Origin of the sequence: Streptomyces virginiae (assembly GCF_041432505.1) — a bacterium.
Taxonomy (GTDB): Bacteria; Actinomycetota; Actinomycetes; order Streptomycetales; family Streptomycetaceae; genus Streptomyces; species Streptomyces virginiae_A.
Window position 1 is genome coordinate 7425787 of record NZ_CP107871.1, and the last position, 25930, is coordinate 7451716.

The 25930-nt window shown below is 73.3% G+C and carries 22 protein-coding genes and 1 pseudogene; 8 read left to right on the forward strand and 15 right to left on the reverse strand.

Going from position 1 to position 25930, the window contains the following annotated elements; translation table 11 throughout:
* The first annotated feature begins 1 nt into the window (after position 1).
* The 3 genes from OG624_RS34140 (at position 2) to OG624_RS34150 (ending at position 3475) form a co-directional block, all read left to right on the forward strand.
* Positions 2-1954 (forward strand): fumarate reductase/succinate dehydrogenase flavoprotein subunit, encoded by a 1953-nt coding sequence (locus OG624_RS34140; protein WP_266354622.1) that lies wholly within the window; start codon positions 2-4, stop codon positions 1952-1954.
* Positions 1951-2697 (forward strand): succinate dehydrogenase/fumarate reductase iron-sulfur subunit, encoded by a 747-nt coding sequence (locus OG624_RS34145; protein ID WP_033226426.1) that lies wholly within the window; start codon positions 1951-1953, stop codon positions 2695-2697. The genes OG624_RS34140 and OG624_RS34145 overlap by 4 nt, the downstream gene beginning before the upstream one ends.
* Positions 2698-2791: 94 nt before the next feature.
* Positions 2792-3475, forward strand: coding sequence for a hypothetical protein (locus OG624_RS34150; RefSeq protein WP_371640223.1), 684 nt, complete (start codon positions 2792-2794; stop codon positions 3473-3475).
* A 3-nt stretch (positions 3476-3478) separates the two neighbouring features.
* Here OG624_RS34150 and OG624_RS34155 read toward each other — a convergent pair whose 3' ends face one another.
* The 4 genes from OG624_RS34155 to OG624_RS34170 all read right to left on the reverse strand — a co-directional run bounded on the left by OG624_RS34155 (position 3479) and on the right by OG624_RS34170 (position 9839).
* Positions 3479-4672, reverse strand: a complete 1194-nt coding sequence (locus OG624_RS34155; protein ID WP_371640224.1) for a spore photoproduct lyase family protein — start codon at positions 4670-4672, stop codon at positions 3479-3481.
* 118 nt (positions 4673-4790) lie between these two features.
* A complete protein-coding gene (locus tag OG624_RS34160) occupies positions 4791-6296 on the reverse strand; it encodes a cryptochrome/photolyase family protein (RefSeq protein ID WP_371640225.1) in 1506 nt (501 codons plus the stop codon).
* 111 nt (positions 6297-6407) lie between these two features.
* Positions 6408-8825: an ABC transporter gene (locus OG624_RS34165; RefSeq protein ID WP_371593991.1), complete on the reverse strand. Its 2418-nt coding sequence runs from the start codon at positions 8823-8825 to the stop codon at positions 6408-6410.
* 24 nt (positions 8826-8849) lie between these two features.
* Positions 8850-9839, reverse strand: coding sequence for an LLM class flavin-dependent oxidoreductase (locus OG624_RS34170; protein WP_371640226.1), 990 nt, complete (start codon positions 9837-9839; stop codon positions 8850-8852).
* Positions 9840-9936: 97 nt separating this feature from the next.
* On the opposite strand from OG624_RS34170, the pseudogene OG624_RS34175 reads away from it, so the two are divergent.
* A pseudogene (locus OG624_RS34175) lies at positions 9937-10257 on the forward strand (phosphatase domain-containing protein); the annotation flags it as partial.
* A 110-nt stretch (positions 10258-10367) separates the two neighbouring features.
* Here the strand turns inward: OG624_RS34175 and OG624_RS34180 are convergent.
* Positions 10368-10583, reverse strand: coding sequence for a dodecin (locus OG624_RS34180; RefSeq protein WP_030012846.1), 216 nt, complete (start codon positions 10581-10583; stop codon positions 10368-10370).
* A 164-nt stretch (positions 10584-10747) separates the two neighbouring features.
* Here OG624_RS34180 and OG624_RS34185 point away from each other — a divergent pair, with 164 nt between their 5' ends.
* From OG624_RS34185 to OG624_RS34195, 3 genes are all read left to right on the forward strand, one after another.
* Positions 10748-12010, forward strand: a complete 1263-nt coding sequence (locus OG624_RS34185) for an extracellular solute-binding protein (RefSeq protein ID WP_371640227.1) — start codon at positions 10748-10750, stop codon at positions 12008-12010.
* A gap of 164 nt (positions 12011-12174) precedes the next feature.
* Positions 12175-13062 carry a GNAT family N-acetyltransferase gene (locus tag OG624_RS34190; RefSeq protein ID WP_371640228.1) on the forward strand — a complete coding sequence of 296 codons (888 nt, stop codon included), beginning with the start codon at positions 12175-12177 and terminating at the stop codon, positions 13060-13062.
* On the forward strand, positions 13059-14018 hold the full coding sequence (locus OG624_RS34195; protein ID WP_371640229.1) for a lysophospholipid acyltransferase family protein: 960 nt from the start codon (positions 13059-13061) through the stop codon (positions 14016-14018). The genes OG624_RS34190 and OG624_RS34195 overlap by 4 nt, the downstream gene beginning before the upstream one ends.
* Here OG624_RS34195 and egtD read toward each other — a convergent pair.
* The 4 genes from egtD to egtA are packed head-to-tail and all read right to left on the reverse strand — an operon-like array spanning position 13901 to position 18274.
* A complete protein-coding gene (gene egtD, locus OG624_RS34200; RefSeq protein WP_033226441.1) occupies positions 13901-14875 on the reverse strand; it encodes an L-histidine N(alpha)-methyltransferase in 975 nt (324 codons plus the stop codon). The two genes, OG624_RS34195 and egtD, sit on opposite strands and share 118 nt — an antisense overlap.
* Positions 14872-15630 (reverse strand): ergothioneine biosynthesis protein EgtC, encoded by a 759-nt coding sequence (gene egtC / locus OG624_RS34205; protein WP_266354604.1) that lies wholly within the window; start codon positions 15628-15630, stop codon positions 14872-14874. The genes egtD and egtC overlap by 4 nt, the downstream gene beginning before the upstream one ends.
* Complete coding sequence (egtB, locus tag OG624_RS34210) at positions 15630-16964, reverse strand: ergothioneine biosynthesis protein EgtB (RefSeq protein ID WP_371640230.1); 1335 nt, start codon at positions 16962-16964, stop codon at positions 15630-15632. The genes egtC and egtB overlap by 1 nt, the downstream gene beginning before the upstream one ends.
* Complete coding sequence (egtA, locus tag OG624_RS34215) at positions 16961-18274, reverse strand: ergothioneine biosynthesis glutamate--cysteine ligase EgtA (protein WP_371640231.1); 1314 nt, start codon at positions 18272-18274, stop codon at positions 16961-16963. The genes egtB and egtA overlap by 4 nt, the downstream gene beginning before the upstream one ends.
* A 106-nt stretch (positions 18275-18380) precedes the next feature.
* On the opposite strand from egtA, the gene OG624_RS34220 reads away from it, so the two are divergent.
* Positions 18381-19214: a TIGR02452 family protein gene (locus OG624_RS34220; RefSeq protein ID WP_371640232.1), complete on the forward strand. Its 834-nt coding sequence runs from the start codon at positions 18381-18383 to the stop codon at positions 19212-19214.
* A gap of 45 nt (positions 19215-19259) precedes the next feature.
* Here OG624_RS34220 and OG624_RS34225 read toward each other — a convergent pair whose 3' ends face one another.
* The 6 genes from OG624_RS34225 to OG624_RS34250 form a co-directional block, all read right to left on the reverse strand.
* Entirely contained in the window at positions 19260-20852 is a 1593-nt protein-coding gene (locus OG624_RS34225) for an immunity 49 family protein (protein WP_326749590.1), read from the reverse strand.
* A gap of 195 nt (positions 20853-21047) precedes the next feature.
* The gene (locus OG624_RS34230; protein ID WP_033226448.1) at positions 21048-21512 is read right to left on the reverse strand and encodes a type II toxin-antitoxin system PemK/MazF family toxin; all 465 of its coding nucleotides are present in this window, start codon (positions 21510-21512) and stop codon (positions 21048-21050) included.
* A 66-nt stretch (positions 21513-21578) separates the two neighbouring features.
* Positions 21579-22241 (reverse strand): O-methyltransferase, encoded by a 663-nt coding sequence (locus OG624_RS34235; RefSeq protein WP_326749592.1) that lies wholly within the window; start codon positions 22239-22241, stop codon positions 21579-21581.
* Between the two features lie 90 nt (positions 22242-22331).
* The gene (locus OG624_RS34240) at positions 22332-23738 is read right to left on the reverse strand and encodes an amidase (RefSeq protein ID WP_033226451.1); all 1407 of its coding nucleotides are present in this window, start codon (positions 23736-23738) and stop codon (positions 22332-22334) included.
* Positions 23739-23798: 60 nt separating this feature from the next.
* A complete protein-coding gene (locus tag OG624_RS34245; protein WP_371640233.1) occupies positions 23799-24494 on the reverse strand; it encodes an alpha/beta fold hydrolase in 696 nt (231 codons plus the stop codon).
* 79 nt (positions 24495-24573) lie between these two features.
* Positions 24574-25851 (reverse strand): MFS transporter, encoded by a 1278-nt coding sequence (locus OG624_RS34250; protein WP_371640234.1) that lies wholly within the window; start codon positions 25849-25851, stop codon positions 24574-24576.
* Positions 25852-25930: the final 79 nt, after the last annotated feature.

The following is a 25930-nucleotide window of genomic DNA, read 5'->3' on the forward strand; positions in this document are numbered from 1 at the left end:
CATGAGCAACGCCTACGCCCGCTTCACCACCGGCGAGCCCCTCGCCGACACCACGGCCCCCGAGGGCCCCATCGCCGAACGCTGGGACCGCCGCCGCTTCGAGGCGAAGCTGGTCAACCCGGCCAACCGGCGCAAGCACACAGTGATCGTCGTCGGCACCGGCCTGGCGGGCGGTGCCGCCGGCGCGACTCTCGCCGAGCAGGGCTACCACGTGGTCCAGTTCTGCTTCAGCGATTCCCCGCGCCGCGCCCATTCCATCGCCGCCCAGGGCGGCATCAACGCCGCCAAGAACTACCGCAACGACGGCGACTCGGTGCACCGCCTCTTCTACGACACCGTCAAGGGCGGCGACTTCCGCGCCCGCGAGTCCAACGTCCACCGCCTCGCCCAGATCTCGGTGGAGATCATCGACCAGTGCGTCGCCCAAGGCGTCCCCTTCGCCCGCGAGTACGGCGGTCTCCTCGACACCCGCTCCTTCGGCGGGGTCCAGGTCTCCCGCACCTTCTACGCCCGCGGCCAGACCGGCCAGCAGCTCCTGCTCGGCGCCTACCAGGCACTTTCCCGACAGATCGCCGCCGGCAACGTCGAGATGCACGCCCGCACCGAGATGCTCGACCTGATCGTCGTCGACGGAGTGGCCCGCGGCATCGTCGCACGCGACCTGATCACCGGCGAGATCTCCACGCACTACGCCGACGCCGTGGTCCTCGCCAGCGGCGGCTACGGCAACGTCTTCTACCTCTCCACCAACGCCATGAACTCCAACGCGACCGCCGTCTGGCGGGCGCACCGGCGCGGCGCGTACTTCGCGAACCCCTGCTTCACCCAGATCCACCCCACCTGCATCCCGCGCACCGGCGACCACCAGTCCAAGCTCACCCTGATGAGCGAGTCCCTGCGCAACGACGGACGCATCTGGGTCCCCAAGGCCCAGGGCGACACCCGCGCCGCGGCCGACATCCCCGAGGCGGAACGCGACTACTACCTGGAGCGGATCTACCCCTCCTTCGGCAACCTCGTGCCCCGTGACATCGCCTCCCGCGCCGCGAAGAACGTCTGCGACGAGGGCCGCGGCGTCGGCCCCGGCGGCCAAGGCGTCTACCTCGACTTCGCCGACGCCATCCGCCGCATGGGCCGCGACAAGGTCGCCGAGAAGTACGGCAACCTCTTCGACATGTACGAGCGGATCACCGCGGAGAACCCGTACGAGGTGCCCATGCGGATCTACCCCGCCGTGCACTACACGATGGGCGGCCTGTGGGTCGACTACGACCTCCAGACCACCGTCCCCGGCCTCTTCGCCATCGGCGAGGCCAACTTCTCCGACCACGGAGCCAACCGCCTCGGCGCCTCCGCCCTGATGCAGGGCCTCGCCGACGGCTACTTCGTGCTCCCCTCCACGATCAACGACTACCTCGCCCGCCACCCGCACCAGGACACCGTCGACGACACCCACCCCGAGGCCGCCGCCGCCGTACGGGAGGTCCGCGACTGCCTCGCCCAGCTGCTCGCCGTCGACGGCGACCGCACCCCGGACTCCTTCCACCGCGAGATCGGCGAGCTCATGTGGGAGTACTGCGGCATGTCCCGCACCGAGGAGGGGCTGCGCAAGGCCCTGACGCGGATCCCGGAGATCCGCGAGGAGTTCTGGCGGCGCATCAAGGTCCCCGGCAGCGGCGAGGAGTTCAACCAGTCGCTGGAGAAGGCCAACCGCATCGTCGACTACCTCGAACTCGCCGAGCTGATGTGCCTCGACGCCCTCGACCGCGCCGAATCCTGCGGCGGCCACTTCCGCGAGGAGTCCCAGACCCCGGACGGCGAGGCCGCCCGCCGCGACGAGGAGTACGCCTACGCCGCCGCCTGGGAGTACCAGGGCACCGGCGCCGCCCCCGTCCTGCACAAGGAAGACCTCGTCTTCGAGTACGTCCACCCCACCCAGCGGAGCTACGCATGAAGCTCACCCTGCGCGTCTGGCGCCAGCGCGGCGCAGACGACCCCGGCCACATGGTCTCCTACGAGGTCGACGGCATCTCGAAGGACATGTCCTTCCTGGAGATGCTCGACAGCCTCAACGAGGACCTCATCCTGCGCGGTGAGGACCCGGTCGCCTTCGACCACGACTGCCGCGAGGGCATCTGCGGCGCCTGCAGCCTCGTCATCAACGGCGACGCCCACGGCCCGGAACGCACCACCACCTGCCAGCTCCACATGCGGTCCTTCGCCGACGGCGACACCATCGACGTCGAGCCCTGGCGGGCCGCGGCCTTCCCGGTGGTCAAGGACCTCGTCGTCGACCGCGGCGCCTTCGACCGGATCATCCAGGCCGGCGGCTACATCACCGCCCCCACCGGCTCCGCCCCCGAGGCGCACGCCACCGCCGTGCCCAAGGCCGACGCCGACTTCGCCTTCGAGCACGCCGAGTGCATCGGCTGCGGGGCGTGCGTGGCGGCCTGCCCCAACGGCTCCGCGATGCTCTTCACCTCCGCCAAGGTCAACCACCTGAACGTCCTCCCGCAGGGCTCGCCGGAGCGCGAGACCCGCGTCCTGGACATGGTGGCCCGGATGGACGAGGAGGGCTTCGGCGGCTGCACCCTGACCGGAGAGTGCGCCACGGCCTGCCCGAAGGGCATCCCGCTGCCGTCGATCGCCGCGATGAACAAGGAGTGGCTGAGGGCGGTACGCAAGGGCCCCCGCTGACCCCGGAGGTCCGCCTGCGCCGATCGGCTGACCGGCGCGGCCCCGTACCGCGCCGCGCCCCGGCGCCGCCCGGGCCGTGCGGGACAGTGGCGCCATGCCAGAAGCCCCCGCCCGGTCCGGACCGCGTCGCCGAGCCGTACTGGCCGCCGCCCTCGCCCCGCTGGCCGGAGCCGGGTGCTCCGGCGGAGGAGCCGGGGAAGCCGGAGGAGCCGGTGAAGCCGCCCGCACCCCGGCGCCCGGAGCGCCGGCCGGGCCCGAGGACGCCCTGGTCATGGTGATCCGGCACGCGGAAAGGCCGTACGCCGGTGGCGTCGGCCGGGACGCGGAAGGCGAGGAGGACCCCGGCTCGCTGGCCGGCCGCGGCTGGCGCCGGGCCGAGAGGCTCCCGCGCCTCTTCCCACCGGCCCCCGGCTCCTCGCTGCCCCGCCCCGCGATGGTCTTCGCGGCGGGCGGCGGCAAGGGGGCCGCCGTCCCCGCGCGGTCCCGGCAGACGGTGACGGCGCTCGCCACCGCCCTGCGCGCCCCCGTCCGTGCCGAGTTCGCCGTCGGCGCCGAAGCCGCCCTCGCACAGGCAGCGCTGGCCGCGCCGATGCCCGTACTCGTCTGCTGGGAGCACAGCGGGATCCCGCGCCTGATCCAGGCCCTCGGCGCCGACCGGGTCCCCGGCACCCCGGCCAGCTGGCCCGACCGGCACGACCTCGTCTGGATGTTCACCCGCCGCCAGGGGCGGTGGAGCTTCCGCGAGCTGCCGCAGCACCTGCTGCCCGGCGACGTCTGAGCCTCAGAAGGCGTACCGGATCCGCAGCCACGGCGCACGGGCGGCGACGAGTGCGCGCAGCGTCTCGACGGCCTCGGCCTTCACCCCGTTGCGGTAGCGGACGTTCCAGCTTCCGTTCTCGGAGCGCTTGGGCTGTTGGAGTTCCGGCCGCCACAGCGCCTCCTCCGCGCGTGGGTGCCAGCCGAGGTTGAGCGCGTGCAGCTCCTCGTTGTGCGTCAGCATGATGACCTCCGCGGCCGCCTGCTCCTTCACCGGACCGGGCAGCACGTCGTCCAGGTGCTCCAGCAGGAGGGCCCAGTCCCGCTGCCAGCCCGCCCGCAGGACGACGGGCGAGAGGTTGAAGTGGACCTCGTACCCCGTTTCCAGGAAGTCGCCGGCAGCGGCGATGCGGCTCTCCACCGGGCTGGTGCGGATGTCCAGCAGCTTCGAGTCCTCCTGGGGCATGACGGAGAACCGCACCCGGGTGCGGCCCCGTGGTTCCAACAGGAGGAGGTCGGGGTTGACGAACTTGGTGGCGAAGGAGGCCTTCGCGGAGGGCCATCCGGCGAAGGCGTGGACCAGGTCGGCGATGTTTTCGCTGATCAGTGCGTCGACGGAGCAGTCGCTGTTCTCACCGATGTCGTAGACCCACGCGGCCGGGTCGCACTGGTTCGCCTCCGCCTTGGGGCCCAGGCGCGCGACGTGGCGCGAGAGGTGGGCGATGACGCGGTCGGTGTTGGTGAACACGGTGATCGGGTTGGCGTACCCCTTGCGGCGCGGTACGTAGCAGTAGGCGCAGGCCATGGCGCAGCCGTTGGCGGTTCCGGGGGCGATCCAGTCCGCGGACCGTCCGTTGGGGCGGGTGGTGAGCGTCTTCTTCACCCCCAGGACCAGGACCTCGCTCTTGATCCGGACCCACCGGTCGACGTTGCCCTCGTTGCCGTGCAGGTGCGGGATCCGCCAGTGCGAGTCCACGGGGACCACCTCGGCACCGGGGAAGCGGGCGATGATCTCCCGGCCGCGCGGGGAGGCCGCGGCCGCCGGTTCGGCGTGGATCGCCCGTACCGACAGCAGACGGCGAGCGGCCGCGGAGTCGCGGAACAGCGGGCCGGCGCCGCCACCGGCGGGCGGGGAGGGCGGCCCGTTGTCGATGTCGGCCAGGTCGAACAGGGCGTCCTGCTGTTCGGCCGGGCGGCCCCCGCGCGGCCCGTCGGCCATCTGCGTCTCCTGTGTGTTCCGGTCGGGCCCGTCCACTGTAGGCGGACCGGCGGACCGGCGGACCGGCGGACGCCGCGCTTCTCGGCGGTCCGCCGGCGGGGCGCGCCCGTGGGCGCCGTCACGGTGGTGAGTCGCCCGCCGCGCGGTGCGCCCGGACGACCTGCGCCACGTCGCCCAGCCGGTCCAGCCCGTGCACGGCCCGGGCCATGCGCGGATTGCCCTCCAGCCGTGAACGGTGCCGGTCCAGGAAGGCCCAGTAGCCGACGGTGTACGGGCAGGCGCGGTCGCCGGTGCGGTCGGTGGGCCGGTACCGGCAGCCTCCGCACAGGTCGCTCATCCGGTGGATGTAGGCGCCGCCCGAGGTGTACGGCTTGGTGGTCATCAGGCCGCCGTCCGCGTACTGGGACATGCCCACCACGTTGGGCAGCATCACCCAGTCGTAGCCGTCCACGAAGCACCGGTGGAACCAGTCCGTCACCTGCGCCGGCTCCCAGCCCCGCTGGAGGGCATGGCTGCCGAGGACCATCAGGCGGGGGATGTGGTGCGTCCACCCCGTGTCCCGGACCTGCGCCAGCACGGTGGACAGGCAGCGGGCCGCGGGCGCGTCGGCGTCCAGCTCCGCGAACCACGTGGGCACGGGCGCGGTGTGGCGCAGGTCGTTGCGGTGCCGGTAGTCCTCGCCGAGGTGCCAGTAGAGGCCCCATACGTACTCGCGCCACCCGCACACCTGTCGGACGAAACCCTCGGCGCTGTTGAGCGGTACGTGTCCGGCCCGCCAGGCCTCCTCGGCCCGGCTCACGCATTCCCAGGGGTCGAGGAGCCCGAGGTTCAGGGAGGAGGACAGCAGGCTGTGACTCATCACGGGGTCCCCGGCCAGCATGGCGTCCTCGTACGCGCCGAAGCCGGCCAGGCGGTGCGTGACGAAGTGGTCGAGCGCGGCCAGCGCCTCCCGGCGGCTCGCCGGGAACAGCCGTGGGCCGTCGCGGCCCACGAAGGTGATCCCCTCCTCGCGTTCCCAGCGGTCCAGGTCCCGCCGGACCCCCTCGTCGATCTCGTCCTCACGGGGCCGGTACGGGGGCGGCGCGCCGAGGGTGTCCCGGCCGCGGGGAGGGGGTTCGCGGTTGTCGTGGTCCAGGTTCCAGCGGCCGCCCGCCGGCCGGTCGCCGTCCATCAGGATGTCGTGGGTGCGCCGGGTGCGTTCGTAGAGGTTCTCCTGGAGCAGCCGGCCGCCCTTCTGCCGTGCGGCCCAGTCCGTGAACTCCCGGTGGCTCACGAGGAACCCGCGGGCCGGGTGGACCGTGACCTGCGGCAGCGAGGACACGAGGGCGAGGGCGGCGCGGGAGGTCGGGTGGTGCACGGATACGGGTGCGTCGCCCACGGCCCGTACGAGACCCTCCCGGTAGGTCTCCGCCGCGACGTACCGCGCGCTCGCCCCGAGGTCCGCCGCCCGGTGGCGCATGGCGCTGAGGACCAGATGGGCCTTGGCCCGGTGGAACCGGCGGCGGCGGAAGACGGACCGCGACTCGATCAGCAGCCACCGGGTGTCGCGCGGTGTCCCGCCGGCGGCGGTGGCCGTGAAATGCGGGCCGAGCTGGTCGCCGAACAGCCAGTGGACTCGACTCATGCCCGCATCCAACCAACCCGGCACGGGCCGGCGGCGCCCGACGCGACCGCCCCACGCAGTTCGAACGTCCGTGCCGGACGTCTCCCCGGCCCGGCGTCGGCGACCCCGCGGTCACCCCACCCGGCCGGTCCCGAGGGCCCGCGCCAGGTACGGGGCCGTACGGCTGCCGGTCACGGAGGCCACCTGCGACGGCGTACCCGCGGCGACCACCCGGCCGCCCGCCGTGCCGCCGCCCGGGCCCAGGTCGATGACCCAGTCCGCGCCCGCGACCACCGCCATGTCGTGCTCCACGACCACCACCGAGTGCCCGGCGTCCACCAGCCCGTGCAACTGCCGCAGCAGCACCCGTACATCGGCCGGATGCAGCCCGGTCGTCGGCTCGTCCAGCAGGTACAGCGTGTGGTCCCGGCGCAGCCGCTGCAGCTCCGTCGCCAGTTTGATCCGCTGCGCCTCGCCGCCCGACAGCTCGGTGGCCGGCTGCCCCAGCCGCAGGTAGCCCAGCCCGATCTCCTCCAGTGCCCGCAGGCTGCGCGCCGCCGCCGGCACCTCCGCGAAGAAGACGGCCGCCGACTCCACCGTCAGGCCCAGCACCTCCGCGATGTTCAGGCCCTCGTACCGGACCTCCAGGGTCTCGGCGTTGTACCGGGCGCCCGCGCACTCGGGGCACGGGGCGTACGTACTCGGCAGGAACATCAGCTCCACCGAGACGAAGCCCTCGCCCTGGCAGGTCTCGCACCGCCCGCCCGGCACGTTGAAGGAGAAGCGGCCCGCCTTCCAGCCGCGGGCCCGCGCCTCGGGCGACGCCGTGAACAGCTTGCGCACCACGTCGAACAGTCCGGTGTACGTGGCCAGGTTGGACCGCGGGGTCCGGCCGATCGGCTTCTGGTCCACCTCCACCAGCCGCCGCACCGGGAAGTCCGCCTCCCCGAGCCGTTCACCGACCTCCCGGGCCAGCACCTGTCCCACCAGCGTGGACTTGCCCGACCCCGACACCCCGGTCACGGCCGTGAACACGCCGAGCGGGAACTCCGCCTCCAGCTCCCGCAGGTTGTGCCGGTCCACCCCGGTCAGCCGGACCGCCCCGGTCGCCGTGCGCACCCGCCTGGGCGCGCCGACCGGCTCCCGCGCCGCGAACAGATGCCGGGCCGTCGCCGACCCCGCCACCTCGGCCAGGTCTTCCGGCGGCCCGCTGTGCAGTACCTGCCCGCCGTGCTCCCCGGCCAGCGGACCCACGTCCACCAGCCAGTCCGCGTGCCGCACCACATCGAGATGGTGTTCCACGACGAAGACCGTGTTCCCGGCCGCCTTCAGCCGGTCCAGTACGCCCAGCAGCGCCTCGGTGTCGGCCGGGTGCAGCCCCGCCGACGGCTCGTCCAGGACGTACACGACCCCGAAGAGCCCCGACCGCAGCTGCGTCGCCAGCCGTAGCCGCTGCAGTTCGCCCGCGGACAGGGTCGGCGCCGTCCGGTCGAGGCTCAGATAGCCGAGCCCCAGCTCCGTGATCGGACCGATCCGGGAGCGCAGGTCCTCGGCGAGCACCCGCGCCGCCTCCCCGTCGAGGGGCGCGGAGGCCAGTACGCCGTCCAGGTCGGTCAGCGCCAGCGCCGCCACCTCCGCGATGGTTCGCCCGGCGAAGGTCACGGCGAGGGCCTCCGGGCGCAGCCGCCGCCCCTCGCACGCCGGGCACGGCGAGTCGGTGAGGAACTTCTCGGCGCGGGCCCGCAGGGTGGCACTCCTGCTGTCGGCGAAGGTCCGCATCACATAGCGGTGGGCGCTCATGTACGTACCCTGGTAAGGCCGTTGGATGCGCTCGGCCTCCCGCACCGGGTGCACGGTCACCACCGGCTGCTCCTCGGTGAACAGGATCCACTCGCGGTCCTTCGCGGGCAGCTCCCGCCAGGGCCGGTCCACGTCGTGGCCGAGCGTGTCCAGGATGTCCCGGAGGTTCTTGCCCTGCCAGGCGCCCGGCCAGGCGGCGACGGCCCCCTGACGGATCGACAGCTCCGGGTCGGGGACGAGGAGTTCCTCGCTGGTGCGGTGGATCCGGCCGAGCCCGTGACAGGAAGGGCAGGCCCCGGCCGCGGTGTTGGGTGAGAAGGCGTCGGAGTCGAGCCGCTCCGCGCCCGGAGGGTAGGTGCCGGCCCGGGAGTACAGCATCCGCAGGGAGTTGGACAGGAGGGTCACCGTGCCGACCGAGGAGCGCGAACCGGGGGAGGAGCGTCGCTGTTCCAGTGAGACGGCCGGCGGCAGTCCGGTGACGGAGTCCACCTTCGGCGCGCCGATCTGGTGGATCAGGCGCCGGGCGTACGGGGCCACGGACTCGAAGTACCGGCGCTGGGCCTCGGCGTAGAGCGTGCCGAAGGCGAGCGAGCTCTTCCCGGAGCCGGAGACGCCGGTGAACACGGTCAGCGCGTCGCGCGGGATGTCCACGTCGACGCCGCGCAGATTGTGCTCCCGGGCGCCCCGGACCCGTACGTAGGGGTCGACGGGCGTGGGGGGAGGGGCGGGGGTACCGGCGGCCTGGTGCATTCGTCCTATTTTAGAGGCTCGCGTTCACAGGCCGGCGATCCGGGCCAGGCGCGCGTAGGAGTCGAGGAGTGCCGTGCGGTCGTAGGTGGAGGTGGTGACCAGCAGTTCGTCCGCGCCGGTCACCTCCGCGACCTCGGACAGCTGCGTCGTCACCTGCTCCTGCGTGCCGTGGAGGTGGCCGGCCAGGGCGCCCTCGTAGAGCTCGTGCTCCTTCGGCGTCATCTCCAGGGCCTCGATCTCCTCGGCCGGGCGCAGCGGTGGGAAGTTGCCGCGGGTGCGGGAGTGCGCGAGGGCCCAGGCCTCCGGGATCAGGATGCGGCGGGCCTCCTCCTCGGTGGCGGCGATCGCCACCGTTCCGGAGATCACGACGTACGGTTCGGTGACCGCGGCGGAGGGCCGGAACTCCTTGCGGTACGCCTCGATGATTTCGCTCACCCGGTCGCGGGACCGCAGGTCGCCCACCACCAGAGGCAGTCCGGCCCGGGCGGCGATCCGGGCGCCCTCGCCGGTCGCCAGGACGTAGGTCGGGATCCGCAGCCCTTCGGCGGGGTGGGCGTGCACGTCGGGGTGGGCGCGCTGGGTGCCGTCGAGCCAGCCCAGCAGTTCGGCCAGCTGCTCCTCGAAGCGGTCGGCGTCCCCGGTGTCGCGGCCCAGTGCCCGCCGGATGCCGCCGGTGAAGCCGACCGAACGGCCGAGACCCATGTCGATCCGGCCGGGGAACAGCGCCTCCAGGACCCCGAACTGCTCGGCCACCACCATCGGCTGGTGGTTGGGCAGCATGACGCCGCCCGTGCCGACCCGGATCCGGTGCGTGGCCGCGGCGACGGCGGCGGCCAGCACCGTCGGCGCCGAGCCCGCGACGCCGGGCACGCTGTGGTGCTCCGAGACCCAGAAGCGGTGGTAGCCGAGCTCCTCGGCCGTCCGGGCCAGCTCCACGGTGTCGCGCAGGGCCTGCTGGGCCGGGTGGCCCTGGCGGGTGCGCGACCGGTCGAGTATCGAGAGTTTTCGGATCACACAGGAATCAACGCCCGGCGGCCGTGGGGATTCCCCGTACGGCTCTCCTACGCTGGCGGGATGAGCGAGCACACCACCCGGCCGCTGGCCGTCTTCGACCGCGGCCGACTGCGAGGTGGTGTACCTGACCGGGCGTCCCGAGCGGTGCCGCACGGACACGCTCGACTGGCTCGCCCGCCACGAGCTGCCCGAGGGGCGGCTGTTCATGCGCGGCAACCAGGACCGCCGGCCGGCCCGCACCACCAAGCTGGAGGTGCTGCGGCGGATCTCCCGGGGTCGGGAGGTGCGGATGCTCGTCGACGACGACGAACTCGTCTGCCAGGCCGCGCGCGCCGCGGGTTTCCGTGTGGTGCTCGCCGACTGGGCGGCGGACGCGCCGGAGCTGGAGTCCGCGCAGGAGGTCGACGGCCGGACCTGACACGTTCCGAGCGGTCGGGCCCGGTGGCGGCGGCCGCCGCACCGGCGGCCGCCGCACCGGCGGCCGCCGGACTCGGTCCTCGGGCCCGGTCCTCGGCTCGGTCCTCGGGCTCAGTCCTCGCCGTCGAGGCGGAAGCCGACCTTGAGCCCCACCTGGTAGTGGGCGATCTCCCCGTTCTCGATGTGGCCGCGTACCTGAACCACCTCGAACCAGTCCAGATTCCGTACGGTCTGGCCCGCCCGGGCGATCCCGTTGCGGATGGCCTGATCGATGCCCTCGTGGGAGGTGCCGACGATCTCGGTCACCCGGTACGTGTGATTGGACATGGAGGTCTCCCGACAGTGGGTGGCTTTTGCCTGGTTCTACGGTGCCCCAGTAAGTCCGGGTGCGCGAACTTTGGGCGAACAGTCCCGAGCGAAAGGCCCTTGACCGGCCTATTGGTCTATGCCAATTTCGAGCCATCCGAGTCCGAGCCCAGAAGGTGGCCCTCTTGAAGACGCGATTCCTCGCCGTGTGCACCGCCCTCGCGGCCGCGACCGCCCTCACGGGCTGCGGCCGGTCGGCCGACCCGGCCGCAGGGTCGGACAAGGTGACGCTCTGGCTGATGAAGGGCAGCGCCTCGGAGGACTTCATCGGCAAGTTCACCGCGGCGTTCGAGACGGAACACCCGGGCATCGACCTGGACGTCAGGATCCAGGAGTGGACGGGCATCGGCGACAAGGTCAACGCCGTCCTCGACGGCACGAGCAAGGAGAGCGCCGACGTCATCGAGGTCGGCAACACCCAGGTCGCCAAATACATCGAGACCGGCGGCCTCGAAGAGCTCACCCTCGAAGGCCTGCGCGCATGGGGCAGCAAGGACTGGCTCAAGGGCCTCGCCGAACCGGGAACCATCAACGGAGCCCAGTACGGAGTGCCCTGGTACGCCGCCAACCGGGTGGTCATCTACCACAAGGACCTCTTCGCGACCGCGGGGATCAGGACCCCGCCCAAGAACCGACAGGAGTGGATCCAGGCCACCCAGAAGCTCGACAAGGGCGACCAGCAGGGCATCTACCTCGCGGGCCAGAACTGGTACGTCCTCGCCGGCTTCATCTGGGACGAGGGCGGCGAACTCGCCGTCGAGACCAACGGCAAGTGGGTCGGCGCCTTGGACGACGGCAAAGCCCTGGCCGGCATGGACTTCTACAAGCAGCTTCAGGCCCTCGGCGACGGCCCCAAGGACGCCGACGAGGAGACGCCCCCGCAGTCCCAGGTCTTCGCCCGCGGCCGGGTCGCCCAGATCATCGCCCCGCCCGGCCAGGCCGCCGAGATCGAGGCGGCCAACCCCGCCCTGAAGGGCAAGCTCGGCTTCTTCCCGATCCCCGGCAAGACCTCCGAGAAGGCGGGCGCCGTCTTCACCGGCGGCTCCGACCTGATCATCCCGGCGCGGACCGGACAGCGGAAGGGCGCCGTGGACGTGATCACGGCCCTCGTCAGCGAGAAGTGGCAGACCGAACTCGCCCGCACGATGAGCTACGTGCCCAACAAGACCACCCTCGCCCATGTCGTCGACGGCAACGAGGGTGCGGCCAACATGGCTCCCGGCGCCGCCCAGGGCCGGGCCACCCCCACCTCCGCCCGCTGGGCCGAGGTCGAGGCGAAGAACCCGATCAAGCCCTTCATGACGGCCGTGCTCACCGGCCGGGACCCCGAGCAGGCCGCCAAGGCCGCCTCCGCGGAGATCGGCAAGGTCCTCAGCTCCGACCGCTGAGCCGCGGCCGAGCCGCGCCGAGACGGGGGTACCACCGAGTTCAGCGTCCGCACATCCAAGGGCCGCTGAGCGGTCATGTCGAATCCAGCCGGCCACGGAAGAAGTAAAGGAGCCAGGCCACGCACCTGCGGGCCCGGCCCTCCGTGCCCGGATCAGGAGCCGCCATGACCATCGCACCCCTGTCCCCGTCCCCCCTCCCCGCCTCGGCGCCGGCCCCCGCCCCCACAGCCGCCCCCGCGGCCGCGCCCGCCCCCGCGGCCGCGCCCGCCACTCGCCTCGCCCCCGTCAGGGCCCACGTCGCGGCGCCCGGCGCGCCGGCCGAAGGGCCCCGCTACGCCGTCCGCCTCGCCCGCGACGAGGACGAGGTGCGCGCCGCCCAGCGCCTGCGCCACCAGGTCTTCGCGGGCGAGCTCGGCGCCCGCCTGGACGGGCCCGAGCCCGGCCTCGACGCCGACGCCTTCGACGCGTACTGCGACCACCTCCTCGTCGTCGACGAGGAGACCGGGCAGGTCGTCGGCACCTACCGGCTGCTGCCCCCGGAGCGCGCCGCCGTCGCCGGCCGCCTCTACTCCGAGGGGGAATTCGACCTCTCGGCCCTCGCCCCCATCCGCCCCGACCTCGTCGAGGTCGGCCGCTCCTGCGTCCACCCCGACCACCGCAACGGCGCCGTCATCGCCCTCATCTGGGCCGGCCTCGCCCACTACATGGACCGCACCGGGCACAACTGGCTCGCCGGCTGCTGCTCGATACCGCTCACCGACGGCGGGGTCCTGGCCGCCGCCACCCGCGAGACCGCCCTGACCCGCAGCCTCGCCCCCGAGGAGTACCGGGTCACCCCCCACCTCTCCTGGAGCCCCGAGGGCATCACCTTCCCCGACCGCATGGAGCTGCCCCCGCTGCTGCGCGGCTACCTCCGCCTCGGCGCCTGGGTGTGCGGCGAGCCCGCCCTCGACGCCGAGTTCGGCTGCGCCGACCTGTACGTGCTGCTCTCCCTGCGCCGGACCAACCCGCGCTACCTCAAGCACTTCCGTTCGCTCGTCCCGGGCGCATGAGCGTCTGGCTGCCCACCTCGCCCTGCACCCCCGAGGCCTGCGCCGGCCACGAGGGGGACACCGCGAGCGTTCCCCGGGCGATGCTCAGACTCGTCGCCGCCGTCGTCCTGATCCTGCTGGGGATCCTGGGCGCCCCGCCGGCCCGGCTGCTGCCGGCCCGGCCCCGGCACGCGGTCGTACGGGCCTGGTCGGCCGCGCTCGTACGGGCCTTCGGGATACGGATCACCGTGCACGGCAGCCCGGGGCCGGGCGGCGGCCGGCTCCTGGTCGCCAACCACATCTCCTGGTTGGACATCCCGCTGGTGGCCGCCGCCCTGCCCTGCCGGATGCTGGCCAAGAGCGACATCCGGGCGTGGCCCGTGCTCGGGCGCCTCGCCGGACAGGCCGGCACCCTGTTCATCGAGCGCGACCGGATCCGCGCCCTGCCCACCACCGTCGGGGCCGTCACCGCGGCCCTGCTGGCCGGGGACCGGGTCACCGTCTTCCCCGAGGGTTCCACCTGGTGCGGGCGGGCCCAGGGCACCTTCCGCCGGGCCGCCTTCCAGGCCGCCCTGGACGCGCGGGTCCCCGTACAGCCCCTGCGCCTGAGGTATCTGCGGTGCGACGGGAGTCCGGCCGGGGCGCCCGCCTTCGTCGGGGACGACCCGCTGACCGCCTCGCTGTGGCGGATCGCCCGGGCCCGCGGGGTGCGGGCCGAGGTCACGCTGCTGCCGCGGATCCCGCCGGGCCGATACGCGCACCGGCGGGACCTCGCGGCAGCGGCTCAGCGGGCGATCGTCGGCCCCGGGGCCGGAGCCGCGATCACCACCACCCTGAACCCGCTACCGGGCGTGCCCGCTCAGCCGGGCAGGCCGCCGGCGACCGACAGGGACAGCGCGAACCGGCCCGCCGCGTCCGTCCACCACTGGGTCAGCTCCAGCCCGGCCGCGGCCAGCTCCTTGCGCACGCCCTCCTGACGGAACTTCGCGGAGACCTCCGTCAGGATCTCCTCGCCCGCCGCGAACGGCACCACCAGATCCAGCGCCCGGATCTTCACCACCAGGTCCGAGCGGGCCCGCAGCCGCATCTCGATCCATTCCTGCTCCTTGTTCCACACCGCCACGTGCGCGAAGTCGGCCGTGTGGAAGTCCGCCCCCAATTCCCGGTTGATGACCGCGAGCACGTTCTTGTTGAACTCGGCGGTCACCCCTCGCGCGTCGTCGTACGCCGCCACCAGCACGGCCTCGTCCTTCACCAGGTCCGTCCCCATCAGCAGCGCGTCCCCGGGCGACAGCATCGCCCGGACGGACGCCAGGAACACCGCCCGCTCCGGCGGCAACAGATTCCCGATCGTGCCGCCCAGGAACACCACCAGCCGTGGCCCGGGGGAGTCCGGCAACCGCAGCGCACGCGTGAAGTCGGCCAGCAGGGCGTGCACCCGCAGCCCCGGATGTTCCGCCAGCAGCGTCTCGGCCGCCCCCCGCAGCGCGCTCTCGCTCACGTCCACCGGAACGTACGTGTCCAGCGCGGGCATCGCCTCGATGAGGTGCCGGGTCTTCTCCGAGGACCCGGAACCCAGCTCCACCAGGGTGCGGGCGCCGCTCTCGCCGGCGATCTCCCGCGCCCGCTCCAGCAGGATCTCCCGCTCCGCGCGCGTCGGGTAGTACTCGGACAACCGGGTGATCTCCTCGAAGAGCTCACTGCCCCGGGCGTCGTAGAACCACTTGGGCGGCAGGATCTTCGGGGTGTGGGTCAGCCCGTGCAGCACGTCCTTGCGCAGCGCGGTCTCCGCTGCGTGCTCGTCGAGTGTCCGGGTCAACTGAAAGTCGTTCACGGGGAGTTCTCCTTGAGCGGGGTCAGTTCGACCCTCGTGCGGGTGGCGGTCAGCAGGGTCCGGTCGGGCACTTCGCGCCACCGGGTGTCGTCGTCGTACGGCTCGGAGGCCACCACGGTGCGCCGCCGCTGTACGTCGGCCAGGTACCAGAGCGAATCGCCCCAGGCCGTCGCGGCGATCGTGACGCCGTCCGTGAGCAGCAGGTTCAACCGGGAGCCGGGAGCGGCCGAGGCCAGCTCCCGGACCGGCTCGGCGAGCGCGGTGCCCAGGTCGTCCCCGGCCCGCAGCCGGTGCAGGACCAGTGCCCAGACCAGCGCCGAGTCGGTGCGCGCGGCCAGCCGGAGCAGCGCCGCGGGCGGCAGCCCGGCGGCGAGCGGGGCGGCGGACTCGGGCCAGCCGCGTAGCGCGCCGTTGTGGCTGAACAGCCACGGCCCGTCCGCGAACGGTGCGGCCGCAGCCTCCCCGTCCGCCCCGGGATCCGTGGCGTCGCGTACGGCCGCCAGCGCGGCCCCGCTGCGGACCACCCGGGCGAGATCGGTGAAGGTCAGGTCGCCCCAGATGGGCCCGGAGCGCCGGTAGCGGGCGGGCACCGGATCGCCTTCCGCGTACCAGCCGATGCCGAAGCCGTCGGCGTTGACCGTCCCGGACCGTTGGCGGAGCGGCTCCCAGGACTGGCGCACCAGTGAGTGTTCCGGCTCGCTCAGCACCTCCCCGAGCGCCACCACCGGCCCCAGATAGGCGAGATGGCGGCACATCAGACGTCCCTCGCGGTCCGGAAACCGGCGAAGATCTGCCGTCGCACCGGAAGGTCCCAGTTGCGGAAGGTGCCCCGGCAGGCCACCGGGTCCACGGCGAAGGAGCCGCCGCGCAGCACCTTGTGCTCGGGGCCGAAGAACACCTCCGAGTACTCCCGGTACGGGAAGGCCCGGAATCCCGGGTACGGCAGGAAATCGGAGGCGGTCCACTCCCACACGTCGCCGATCAGTTGGCGCACCCCGAGCGGTGAGGCCCCGGCCGGGTAGCTGCCCGCGCGGGCCGGGCGCAGGTGCCGCTGCCCGAGGTTGGCGTGTGCGGGGGTCGGGTCGGCGTCGCCCCACGGGTAGCGGGTGGAGCGGCCGGTCGCCGGGTCGTGCCGGGCGGCCTTCTCCCATTCCGTCTCGGTGGGCAGCCGCCGCCCCGCCCAGCGGGCGTAGGCGTCCGCCTCGTACCAGCTGACGTGCAGAACCGGTTCTTCTGCCGGTACCGGCTCGATCACCCCGAAGCGGCGGCGCAGCCACTGGCCGGCTTCCTGGTGCCAGAACAGCGGGGCCTCGATGGAGTGCTCGCGGATCTGCTCCCAGCCCGGCGCCGCCCACCAGCGTGCATCGCGGTAGCCGCCGTCGGCGATGAACGCCAGGTACGCGGCGTTCGTCACCGGCACGGTGTCGATCCAGAAGGGAGCGGTGTCCCGCACGTGCGACGGACGCTCGTTGTCCAACGACCAGGGCTCGGTGGAGGTGCCCATCGTGAACGGGCCTCCGGGGACCAGGACCTCGGCGGCGGGCGAGGGATCGTAGGGGCCGTCCGGCTCCGGGGCGGTCAGCACGGGAGCGCCCCGCCGCAGCTGATGGGTGATCAGCATGGTCTCGTCGTGCTGCTGCTCGTGCTGGGCGATCATCCCGAAGGCGAATCCGTCGTCGAGGAGCGTGCCGCCCTCCAACGGCGTGCTGTCCAGCAGGTCGAAGACCCGGCCGCGCACCTCGGCCGCGTACCGGCGGGCCTCGGCGGGCCCGAGCAGCGGCAGCTTGGGCCGTTCGGCGCGAGGGTGTTGGAAGGCGTCGTAGAGGGGCTCGATCTCCGGGCGCATCGACTCGCGTCCGGCGACGCGCTGGAGCAGCCACAGCTCTTCCTGGTTCCCGATGTGCGCCAGGTCCCAGACCAGCGGCGACATGAGCGGGGAATGCTGCGCGGTGAGGTCCTCGTCGGTCACGGCGTCGGTGAGGCCGGCCGTGCGTATCCGTGCCGCGGTCAGGGCCGCTGCCGCCCGCTCCCGCAGTCGGGAGGCGGTTGCGGAGTCGGAGAGAGGGGCGGAGGGGGATCCGGTGGTCATCGGCGGACCTCTTTTCCGGTGAGCACCTGCGTGGACGCGTCGTCGGCCGGACATCGGCCGCGTAGTACGTAGCGTTCGGTGAAGGCGCCGACGGTGTCCCGCAGGTGCGTGCTCGCGCCGAGCCGGGGCAGCGCTTCCGCGGCCGCACGGAAACAGGCCTTCGCGGAAGCCCGCAGCTCCGGATCGGCCAGACCGTGCCGGGCCGCCGACCGCCAGAGCCGATTGCGGGGCGCGGGCCCGGTTCCGTAGGAGTCGGCCAGCGCCTTCGTCACCCGGTACGCGGTCTCGGTGGCCTCGGGGTCGTCGAACAGCGCGTGCACGACGGCCACCGGGACCAGCCAGCCGTCGTCGCCGGACTGCGCGTCGATCATCCGCAGCTCCAGGTGACCGCGCGGCCGGACCGGCGGGAAGAGGGTGGTCAGGTGGTAGTCCAGGTCCTCGGCGGTGGGTGCCCGCAGCCCGGAGCGCCCGCCCGTGCGCAGCCAGTCGCGGAAGGTCGTACCGGGCGGGGCTTCCCACGAACCGTCGCCCTCGTAGGACCGGACGCACATCACCTCGGTGTCCAGGGCCTGCCGGGTCCACGCGCCGCGGGGTTCCGCGTCCAACGGCGGGGCGAGGGAACGTCGGGTGTCCAGATCGCTCCAGATCCCCTGGCGGGCACAGCGCCAGCCGGCGTACGGGCCTTCGTGCGCGGGCGAGTTGGCGAAGGCGGCCACCAGGACCGCGCCCAGCAGGTGTGCGAGGCGCCAGCGCCGGCCGTGGCCGAGCACGCCCGGCTCCTCGTACCCGGCGTCCACGCAGACCTGCACGGAGGCGGAGGCGCACATCATGGCGCGCCCGGCCGGTCCGGTCCGGTCGAAGTAGGCCTCCATCGCGTCGTAGCGCGGGCTGTTCAGCAGCCGGCGGTACGGGAGGCGGGGGTCGCGGCCGAGGCCCCGCAGGACCAGGCCCTGGTCCAGCAGGGCGGTGCGTACGGCCGTGAGGTCGGCCTGCAGGTCGTCCACGCAGCCCGTGAGGGAGGTGGCGGGGGCCGAGCTGAGTTCGAGCTGCCCGCCGGGTTCGACGGTCACCCGGGAGTGCAGGGGAAGTGCCCGGGCCGCGGCGTGGGCGGCCCGTAGCCGCTCGGGCGGCACCGGCAGATCGGGACGCTCGGCGTCCAGGACCAGCCATTCGAGCTCGGCGCCGAGCAGGCGGGGCGGGCCGGTCTTGAAGCAGATGCCGTGGATCAGGTCCTCGGCCTGCGTCTCGCTGATCGAGGGCACGGGGGTCGGGCCGGGCGGGGGTGGGGGAGCGGTCGAGTCCTGGGACATACCGGATCCTCGTCTCCTGTCGTCGGTCGTGACATCACCCGTGCCTACCCCTCCTCGGGGCACAAATTCCTTTGCCGCCGGGAATCGCGATGCGGAGGATGGCGACGTGAGCAGCAGATTGCGCGAGATCGCGCGGGAGAACGCGGAGATCCTGGCGGCCGGGGGGTACCGGACGCGGGCGGGACGGCAGATTCCGCTGGCCGCCGCCCTGGCGGAAGCCAAGGCAGGAACCAGGATATATGGACCAAACCGAGTCATTCCAGATGAAAGGACCCCTTCCGGTGGCGGTGCGACGGTCGTCGAGGTCACCGCGGAGAGCAGCACGGTCGCCGCGCGCAGGCTCGCGACGCCCACCCCGGACCACCCGGAGCCGTCTCCCGTCGCGGTCCTGAACTTCGCCTCGGCCCGTAACCCCGGGGGTGGTTACGTCCGCGGGGCCAAGGCGCAGGAGGAGGCGCTGTGCCGTGCCTCGGCGCTGTACGAGACCCTGCTCGAAGCTCCGGAGTACTACGAGATCCACCGCGCGGAGCGCAGCACCTTCTACACCGACCGGGTGATTCACTCGCCCGGGGTCCCGGTCTTCCGCGACGACCGCGGCGGATTGCTGGAGACCCCGTTCCGGGTCGGGTTCCTCACCTCGCCGGCGCCGAACGCGGGCACGATCCGCCGGCAGGAGCCGGAGCGGATCGCCGAGATCCCGGCGGCGCTGGCGCGGCGCGCCGAGCTCGTCCTGGAGGTGGCGGCCCTGCACGGATACCGCCGACTGGTTCTGGGGGCGTGGGGCTGCGGGGTGTTCCGCAACGACCCGGCACAGGTCGCCGAAGCCTTCCGGAGCCTGCTCGCCAACCGGTTCGCCGGAGTCTTCGAGCAGGTCGTCTTCGGCATCCTCGACCGCGACCCCACCACCCGCGAGGCCTTCGAGCGGGCCTTCCCGACCTAAGGACCCGCCTTTCGGATCAGGCGGGGTCGGCCCGGTCCGCCGCGCTCAGAACGGTTGCGCCGCTCCCAGCAGGATCTCCGGCAGATACGCCGACGAGACCCGGATCCGCCAGCCCCGGCGGCGGGCGTGGCAGGCCAGTGCCAGGATGTCGAAGTCGACCGCGGCGTCCGCCCCGGCGCCGACGAGCCGGTCGCCCACCGAGTGGTGGTCGCGATGGGCCTCCAGGGCGTCGGCCAGAGCCAGGTTGAAGCTCTCCTCGTCGCCCTCCACCAGCTGCGAGAAGAGCACGGCCGGCGACGGGGCGAACCCCCACTCCCGGATCTGCTTCACGTCGGCGACGGCCCGGTCCGTGGCGGGCTCCGGGTCCTCGCCCCGCAGGTAGTCGTGCAGGGCCTGCCGGTACGAGGCGAAGGCGGACCGGTCCGCCTCCAGGGCGCCGGGGCCGCTGAGGACGAGCGGGGCGAGTTCCGCACGGTTGCCGGTGATCAGGGCGCGCTTCACCGCCTCGTACCAGTACCCGGGGCCGAGCGGGCGGTCCGACCGGACGGAGCCCGCCGCCCCGCCCCCCGTGCGGACGGCCTCGTACAGCTCACGCACCAGATACTCGGCGTGCCCGGCGGCCTCCGGCATGTCAGGGCGCTCGACGACCAGCGGGCCCGCCGCCAGGGCCGCCACGGCGTCCGCACGCCGCTCACGCCCGTACGGGCCCACGCGCGGCGCCGACGTCTCGAAGCCGGTGACCAGCGCCCGCGGCAGGTAGCCCGACTCGACCGGCGGCCGCCAGCCCTCGCGACGGTGGCCGAGCGCGGCCAGCGCGAGCGGCAGCAGGGGCAGCAGCGTGCGCGGTTCGGCCCGCGGGTCCCGCAGGTCGGAGTACGGCAGCAGCAGCGCGGTCAGCTCGACGCCGAAGGCCTCGCGGTCCCGGGCGGCCAGGGCGCGCAGCGCACGGAGCGCACCGGTGGCGGGGTCGGCCGCTTCGGCGATCTCGGCGGTCACGGGTTCGGCGGCCGCGGCCCGGGCTCCCGCCCGCCGATCGGCGACCCGGCCCAGCGCGGCGTCCAACGCGGCCAGCGTCTGCTGCGGGGAGGGCGGGAACTTCTGCTCGTCGTCCCCGAGATCCCCGCTGACGTACGCCAGCAGGCCGTTGATCAGTTCCACCGACGGGAGCCCGGGCCCGCCGGCCCGCTGCGGTGCCCGGCGGGCGAAATGGAAGGCCTCGCCGTGCCGTTCGACCTTGTCGGCGAGGACCGCCAGGCAGAACGCGTCGATCCAGCGGGCGGCGCTCACCGGCTGCGGGCTGCCGTCCGGGTCGGCGTCGTAGTCGAGTCCGAGGTCGACGTAGGTCAGGAAGACGTGGAAGTACGCGTTCGGGTAGTAGGCGGCGAACGACACGGCGCCGGCGGCCGCTTCGGCCGCGTCGTCCAGGATCGCCCTGGCCTCCGGAGTGTCGAGGTCGGGGGTCACCGCGGAGAACGCACCCAGGCCGTCGAGGAACTGCAGCGTGATCTCCCACCAGGCGTAGGCGTCGATCCGGCCGCCCCGGGACCTGGAGTACACGTCGGAGATCATCCGGTTCGCGAAGTCCTCGCGCACCCCCACGAGGGCGGCCTCGCTCACCCTGTGTCGTTCTATTCGCATGTTCGCTACTCCCTGTGTCCGCCTACGGGCCCCACCCTAGGGGGTGTCGCGCCGATCAGGGCGGACCCTGGCACGACCGGCAGAACACTCCCCGGGAGATCGCCAGGAGGGTCCGGGGCAGGGAGCCAGGAGGTGGGATCCGCCCCGGACGGTGGCCGCGGGTGCGCACGCGACCACCGCCGGGCCCCACGAGCGCTATTGCCAGCCGTAGCGCTCGCGAAGCCGGTCCACGACCAGGTCGAAGCGGCCGCGGTCCAGCGCGCAGGCCTCGCGGCGCATCCCCGACTCGTGGACCCGCAGCACCCGGTCCACGTCCACCCAGGACTCGCGCCCGGCGCTGTCCCACGGACCCGTCCCGATCGGCACCCACTCCCGGTCGTGGTCGTGCCGCTTGCTCGACAGTTGGACGGCGAGCAGGGTCCGCCCGCCCGCCTCCCGGGCCACGACCAGCACGGGACGGTCCTTGCCGCGCCCGTCGTTCTCCTCGAAGGGGACCCAGGTCCACACGATCTCGCCGGGGTCGGGATCGCCGTCGGGGTCCGGGGCGTACTCGGTCCGCACCGGGCCGATGGCACGCGGATTCGCCTCCGTGGTCGCGGTGTCGCCGTCGCGCCCGGGCTGCTCGATGGGGCCGTTGCTGTGGTGGGAAAGTGCCGTCATCCGGGTGAGGCTACTGGTTGCCGTGGCCCCGGTGGAGGAGGCGGGTGCCCGCGCCCGCGCCGCGGTTCAGTCGGTGACCAGGGCCATGATGAATCCGTCGTAACCCTTGCTGCCGACGGTCTGCAGGGCGGTGGCGGTCAACCGCGGGTGCTCGGCGATGAGTTCGGTGAACCGGCGCACGCCCTGGACGCGCGGGTCGCTGCTGTCCTCGTCGACGACGGCGCCGTCGCGGACGACGTTGTCGCCGATGATGAGGCTGCCGGGCCGGGTCAGTTCGAGGGCCCACCGCAGGTATGCGGGATTGGACGGCTTGTCGGCGTCGATGAAGACCAGGTCGAACGGCGCTTCGTCGGTGAGCGCGGGCAGCAGGTCGACGGCGCGGCCGCGCCGGATCTCGACGACGTGGTCCAGCCCGGCCCGGGTGATGTTGGCGGCCGCGACGTCGGCGCACCGCTCGTCGACCTCCAGCGTGACGAGCCGCCCGTCGCTCGGGAGCGCGCGGGCCAGCCAGATGGTGCTGTAGCCGCCCAGGGTGCCGATCTCCAGGATGCGGCGGGCGCCGCGCACGCGGGCGAGGAGGTTCAGCAGTTTGCCCTGGTTGGGGGCCACCTGGTGGGCGGGCAGGCCGGCGGCCTCGGAGTCGGCGGCCGCGGCGGCCAAGGCCTCGTCCTCCCCGACCAGCAATCCGTCGAAGTACTCGTCAACGGCCGTCCATGTCTGCGCGGTCATGGTCGTGTCGCCCCTTCCGATGATGTGACACTCGATAGTTCCTCATGGGAACTTACAGGGAGGGGGTGCGGGCCAGGGGTGCGGGTCCCGCTACCGGCCCGGCCGCAGCGCCGACCAGTCCTCCGCCGCCTCCACCTGCGCGGCCAGCCCCAGCAGCAGCGGCTCCGAGTCGGCCGGGCCCAGCAGTTGGGCGCCCACCGGGAGTCCGTCGGCCGTGAGGCCCGCCGGAATGTTCACCCCCGGCCAGCCCAGCACGTTCCACGTCCAGGCGTACGGGCAGGCCGCGATCATCGCCCGGTCCGTGGCCATGGCCCCGAGCCCGGCCAGGGCGCCGATCCGCAGCGGTGGAGTGGCCGTCGTCGGGGTCAGCACCACGTCGAAGCGGCCGAAGATCTCGCCGACCCGCCGCCGCAGCACCGTCTCCGCCCGCCGGGAGGTCCGCAGGGCGAGCCCGCCCAGGACACGGCCCGTGCGGACGGCCTCGTGCGTGCGCGGGTCCAGCAGCGCCGGATCGGGCACCCGCGCCACCCAGTCCCGTACGCCACTGGTCGCGCGGGGTACGAAGGTCAGGCCGATCGGGCCGTAGCGCGGGTCCTCCGGGATCACCTCGTGGCCCAGCGACTCCAACCGCGCGGCCAGCCGCTTCACCGCGGAACGGACCTCGGGGTCGAGGTACTTGGGCGTCGCCGTGAAGGCCATCGCGAACGAGAGCGCGATCCGCAGCCGGCGGGGCGTGCGCCGGGCCGCCTCGACGGCGGAGATGCGCGCCGGGCGGTGCAGGTCCTCGGGGTGCGAGCCGCTCGCCGCGTCCAGCAGGAGCGCCGCGTCGGCGACGGTGCGGGCCAGTACGCCGTTGACCGTGAGCCCGTGGAAGGACTCCGGCTCGGGCCAGGTGGAGATGCGCCCGCGCTGGGGCTTCACCCCCACCAGATGGGTCCAGGCCGCGGGGATCCGGACCGACCCGGCCCCGTCCGAGCCCAGGGCGGCCGGGACCAGGCCCGCCGCCACGGCGGCCGCCGAGCCGCCCGAGGAGCCGCCGGGCGTGTAGGCGCGGTTCCACGGATTGCGGGTCTCGCCGAAGGCCCCGCCCTCGGTGAAGGGCCACTGCCCCAGCTCGGGCGTCTGCGTCTTGCCGACGATCACGGCGCCGGCCGCGCGCAGCCTTCGTACCGCCTCGCTGTCGGCGGTCTTCGGGGCGAAGGCCCCCGCGCAGCCGAAGGCGGTCGGCTCACCGGTCACGTCCATGTCGTCCTTGACCGCCAGCGGTACGCCCAGCAGCGGCAGCCGCTCGCCCGCGGCCAGCCGCCGGTCGGCCGCGTCCGCCTCCGCGAGCGCGGCCTCGGCGCGGACGGTCCGGAAGGCGTTGAGCTCCGGCTGGGCCGCGGCGATGCGGCCCAGTGCCTCTTCGGTCAACCGCCGTGCCGACACGCTCCCTTCGGCGAGTGCGTCGACCATGTCGACCAGGCCGGCGGCCGTCGTGACAGCTGAATCGGACATGCGAACCACTCCCCATTACCGGTCGGTAGGGTGACCGTAACGGGGAGTGGCCGGGTAGTTCTAGAGCCAGCCGTCCAGGGAGGCCATGAAGCCGTCGAAGTCGTCCCGGTGGATGGTGTGTCCCGCCCCGACGACCGAACGCACCTCGAAACCGCGGGTCTTGAGCACCTGCGCCCGCTCCCGCGTGATCAGGGTGCTCGGGTCGGCGAGCTGGACGAGCGAGGGGACCACCGGCGCGGCCGGCATCAGGTCGGCGCCGACCAGCGGCGCGAGGCTCAGCGCGGTCCGCTCGTCCCACACCGCGAGCGTCTCCAGCTCGATGTCGACGTCCACTTCGTCCCAGCGCGGACTCATCGCCCGGATCTGCTCCTTGGTCGCCGTCTTGAACTGCGCGAGCAGCTCCGGGCCGAAACCCTCGACGGGGGCGGCCAGATGGAACGCCGGGTCGGAGAAGACGGCCCGGTCCGGCCGCAGCCGGTCCACCGCGAGTGACAGGGTCAAGCCGCCCAGGGAGTGGCCGATGGCGAGCTCCGCGCCGGCCGGAAGGGTCTCGACCACGTCGTCCGCGAACAGCTCGGGGCTGTACGCGCCGCGGCCGCTGGCGCCGTGGCCCCGCAGGTCCACGGCGATGACGCGGTACCCGTGGTCGGCGAGGGCGGGGCCGACCCGGCGCCAGGTCCGGTGGTCGGCCATGATGCCGTGGATCAGGAGGGCGACGCGGTCGCCCTCGCCCCAGGTCTGGGTGTGCAGCTGCACGGTGTGCCTTTCTCGGCGGTGAATGTTCGGTCGAGGGGTGGAAGGTGCGGGCCGCCGGTGCGCGGCGGCGACCGGTACGTCAGCGCACGCTGCGGATCGGCTTCACGGCAAGGGCGCCCGCCACGGCCAGCACCGCTGCGACGACGAACAGCGCGGTGTACCCGCCGCTGAACGAGACGACCACCGAGGCGACGAACGGCGCGATGATCTGCGGTCCGGCGTTGGCGATGTTGAGCACGCCCATGTCGCGGGCGGCGTCCTCGGCCTTGGGCAGCACCATGGTCACCAGGGCGGTGTCCACCGCCATGTAGCACCCGAACGCGAGCCCGTTGACCGCGGCGAAGCACAGCATCGCCGTCCAGCTGGTCGACACGGCCGGGATGACGAGCGCGACGGCCGACAGCAGCGCGGAGGCGCCGACGAAGAGCTTGCGGCGGTCGAACCGGTCCGACAGATACCCGCCGAGGACCGTGGAGACGACCATCGCCACGCTGGTCAGCGGCATCAGCACCGCCACCGCGGCCTCCGGCTTCATACCGTCGGGCAGCACGGTGTGGTCCTGCAGGATGTAGAGCTGGTACCCGCTCACCGCGAAGTAGCCGAGGACGAGCAGCGCCCGCCCGATGAACGCCCAGCGGAAGTCGTGGTCGCGCAGCGCGCCGGTGAAGGCGGCGAGCTGCTCCTTGACGGGCATCGGGGCGCGGGCCGGGAGCCGCTGCTCGCGGCCGCAGGCGGTGAAGAGCACGGCGGCGCCCGCCACCAGCGCGCCGAGGACGAGGTAGCCGGTGCGGTAGTCCTCGGAGAAGGCGGCTCCGATGAGCGCGCCGAGGGTGGAGCCGAAGGGCAGGCCGAGTCCGACGGCCGCGGAGGCCTTGCCGCGGGCGTCCATGGGCACCCGGTCGGGGACCACGGAGGTGATGGCCGCCTGGTAGACGTTCATGACGGCCTGCCCGAGGCACCAGGCGATCGTGAGCAGCAGGATCGTGTCGGCGAGGCCCAGCAGGAACATCGCCGGTACGGCGGCGAGTCCACCGCCGAGGATCCAGGGGTTGCGCCGTCCGCTGCGGTCGGACAGGGCTCCGGCGACGGGGTTGAAGACCGTGGCGAAGATCGCCGAGACCCCCGCGATCAGGCCGAAGTTCGCCACTTTGTTCGCCGGATCGATGTCCTCGACCTGGAGCGCGAGCAGGACGCCGGCCACGCCGATGTAGAGGGCGTACATGGCGCTGTTGCCGACGAGCAGCAGGGGCAGCAGACCACGGCGTGCGGGGCCGGGTCCGGTGCCGCCCGCGGGCGCGGTGTCGGGTGCCGGGGACGCGTCGGTGGTGGCGGCGGAGCCGGGGGAGGAAAGGGCCACGATGCCCTCCTGGGCAGATGCGGGCGGATGAAGGGGAGGGGAGGCGCGGTGGGGCGCGCCGGGGTGCACGGGAGTGCGC

What these genes read in the sequence shown, in the direction of transcription:
- OG624_RS34140 (WP_266354622.1), top strand. Translation starts at nt 2, where the DNA reads ATGAGCAACGCCTACGCCCGCTTCACCACCGGCGAGCCCCTCGCCGAC.
- OG624_RS34145 (WP_033226426.1), top strand. Translation starts at nt 1,951, where the DNA reads ATGAAGCTCACCCTGCGCGTCTGGCGCCAGCGCGGCGCAGACGACCCC.
- OG624_RS34150 (WP_371640223.1), top strand. Translation starts at nt 2,792, where the DNA reads ATGCCAGAAGCCCCCGCCCGGTCCGGACCGCGTCGCCGAGCCGTACTG.
- OG624_RS34155 (WP_371640224.1), bottom strand. Translation starts at nt 4,672, where the DNA reads ATGGCCGACGGGCCGCGCGGGGGCCGCCCGGCCGAACAGCAGGACGCC.
- OG624_RS34160 (WP_371640225.1), bottom strand. Translation starts at nt 6,296, where the DNA reads ATGAGTCGAGTCCACTGGCTGTTCGGCGACCAGCTCGGCCCGCATTTC.
- OG624_RS34165 (WP_371593991.1), bottom strand. Translation starts at nt 8,825, where the DNA reads ATGCACCAGGCCGCCGGTACCCCCGCCCCTCCCCCCACGCCCGTCGAC.
- OG624_RS34180 (WP_030012846.1), bottom strand. Translation starts at nt 10,583, where the DNA reads ATGTCCAATCACACGTACCGGGTGACCGAGATCGTCGGCACCTCCCAC.
- OG624_RS34190 (WP_371640228.1), top strand. Translation starts at nt 12,175, where the DNA reads ATGACCATCGCACCCCTGTCCCCGTCCCCCCTCCCCGCCTCGGCGCCG.
- OG624_RS34195 (WP_371640229.1), top strand. Translation starts at nt 13,059, where the DNA reads ATGAGCGTCTGGCTGCCCACCTCGCCCTGCACCCCCGAGGCCTGCGCC.
- egtC (WP_266354604.1), bottom strand. Translation starts at nt 15,630, where the DNA reads ATGTGCCGCCATCTCGCCTATCTGGGGCCGGTGGTGGCGCTCGGGGAG.
- egtB (WP_371640230.1), bottom strand. Translation starts at nt 16,964, where the DNA reads ATGACCACCGGATCCCCCTCCGCCCCTCTCTCCGACTCCGCAACCGCC.
- egtA (WP_371640231.1), bottom strand. Translation starts at nt 18,274, where the DNA reads ATGTCCCAGGACTCGACCGCTCCCCCACCCCCGCCCGGCCCGACCCCC.
- OG624_RS34225 (WP_326749590.1), bottom strand. Translation starts at nt 20,852, where the DNA reads ATGCGAATAGAACGACACAGGGTGAGCGAGGCCGCCCTCGTGGGGGTG.
- OG624_RS34230 (WP_033226448.1), bottom strand. Translation starts at nt 21,512, where the DNA reads ATGACGGCACTTTCCCACCACAGCAACGGCCCCATCGAGCAGCCCGGG.
- OG624_RS34235 (WP_326749592.1), bottom strand. Translation starts at nt 22,241, where the DNA reads ATGACCGCGCAGACATGGACGGCCGTTGACGAGTACTTCGACGGATTG.
- OG624_RS34240 (WP_033226451.1), bottom strand. Translation starts at nt 23,738, where the DNA reads ATGTCCGATTCAGCTGTCACGACGGCCGCCGGCCTGGTCGACATGGTC.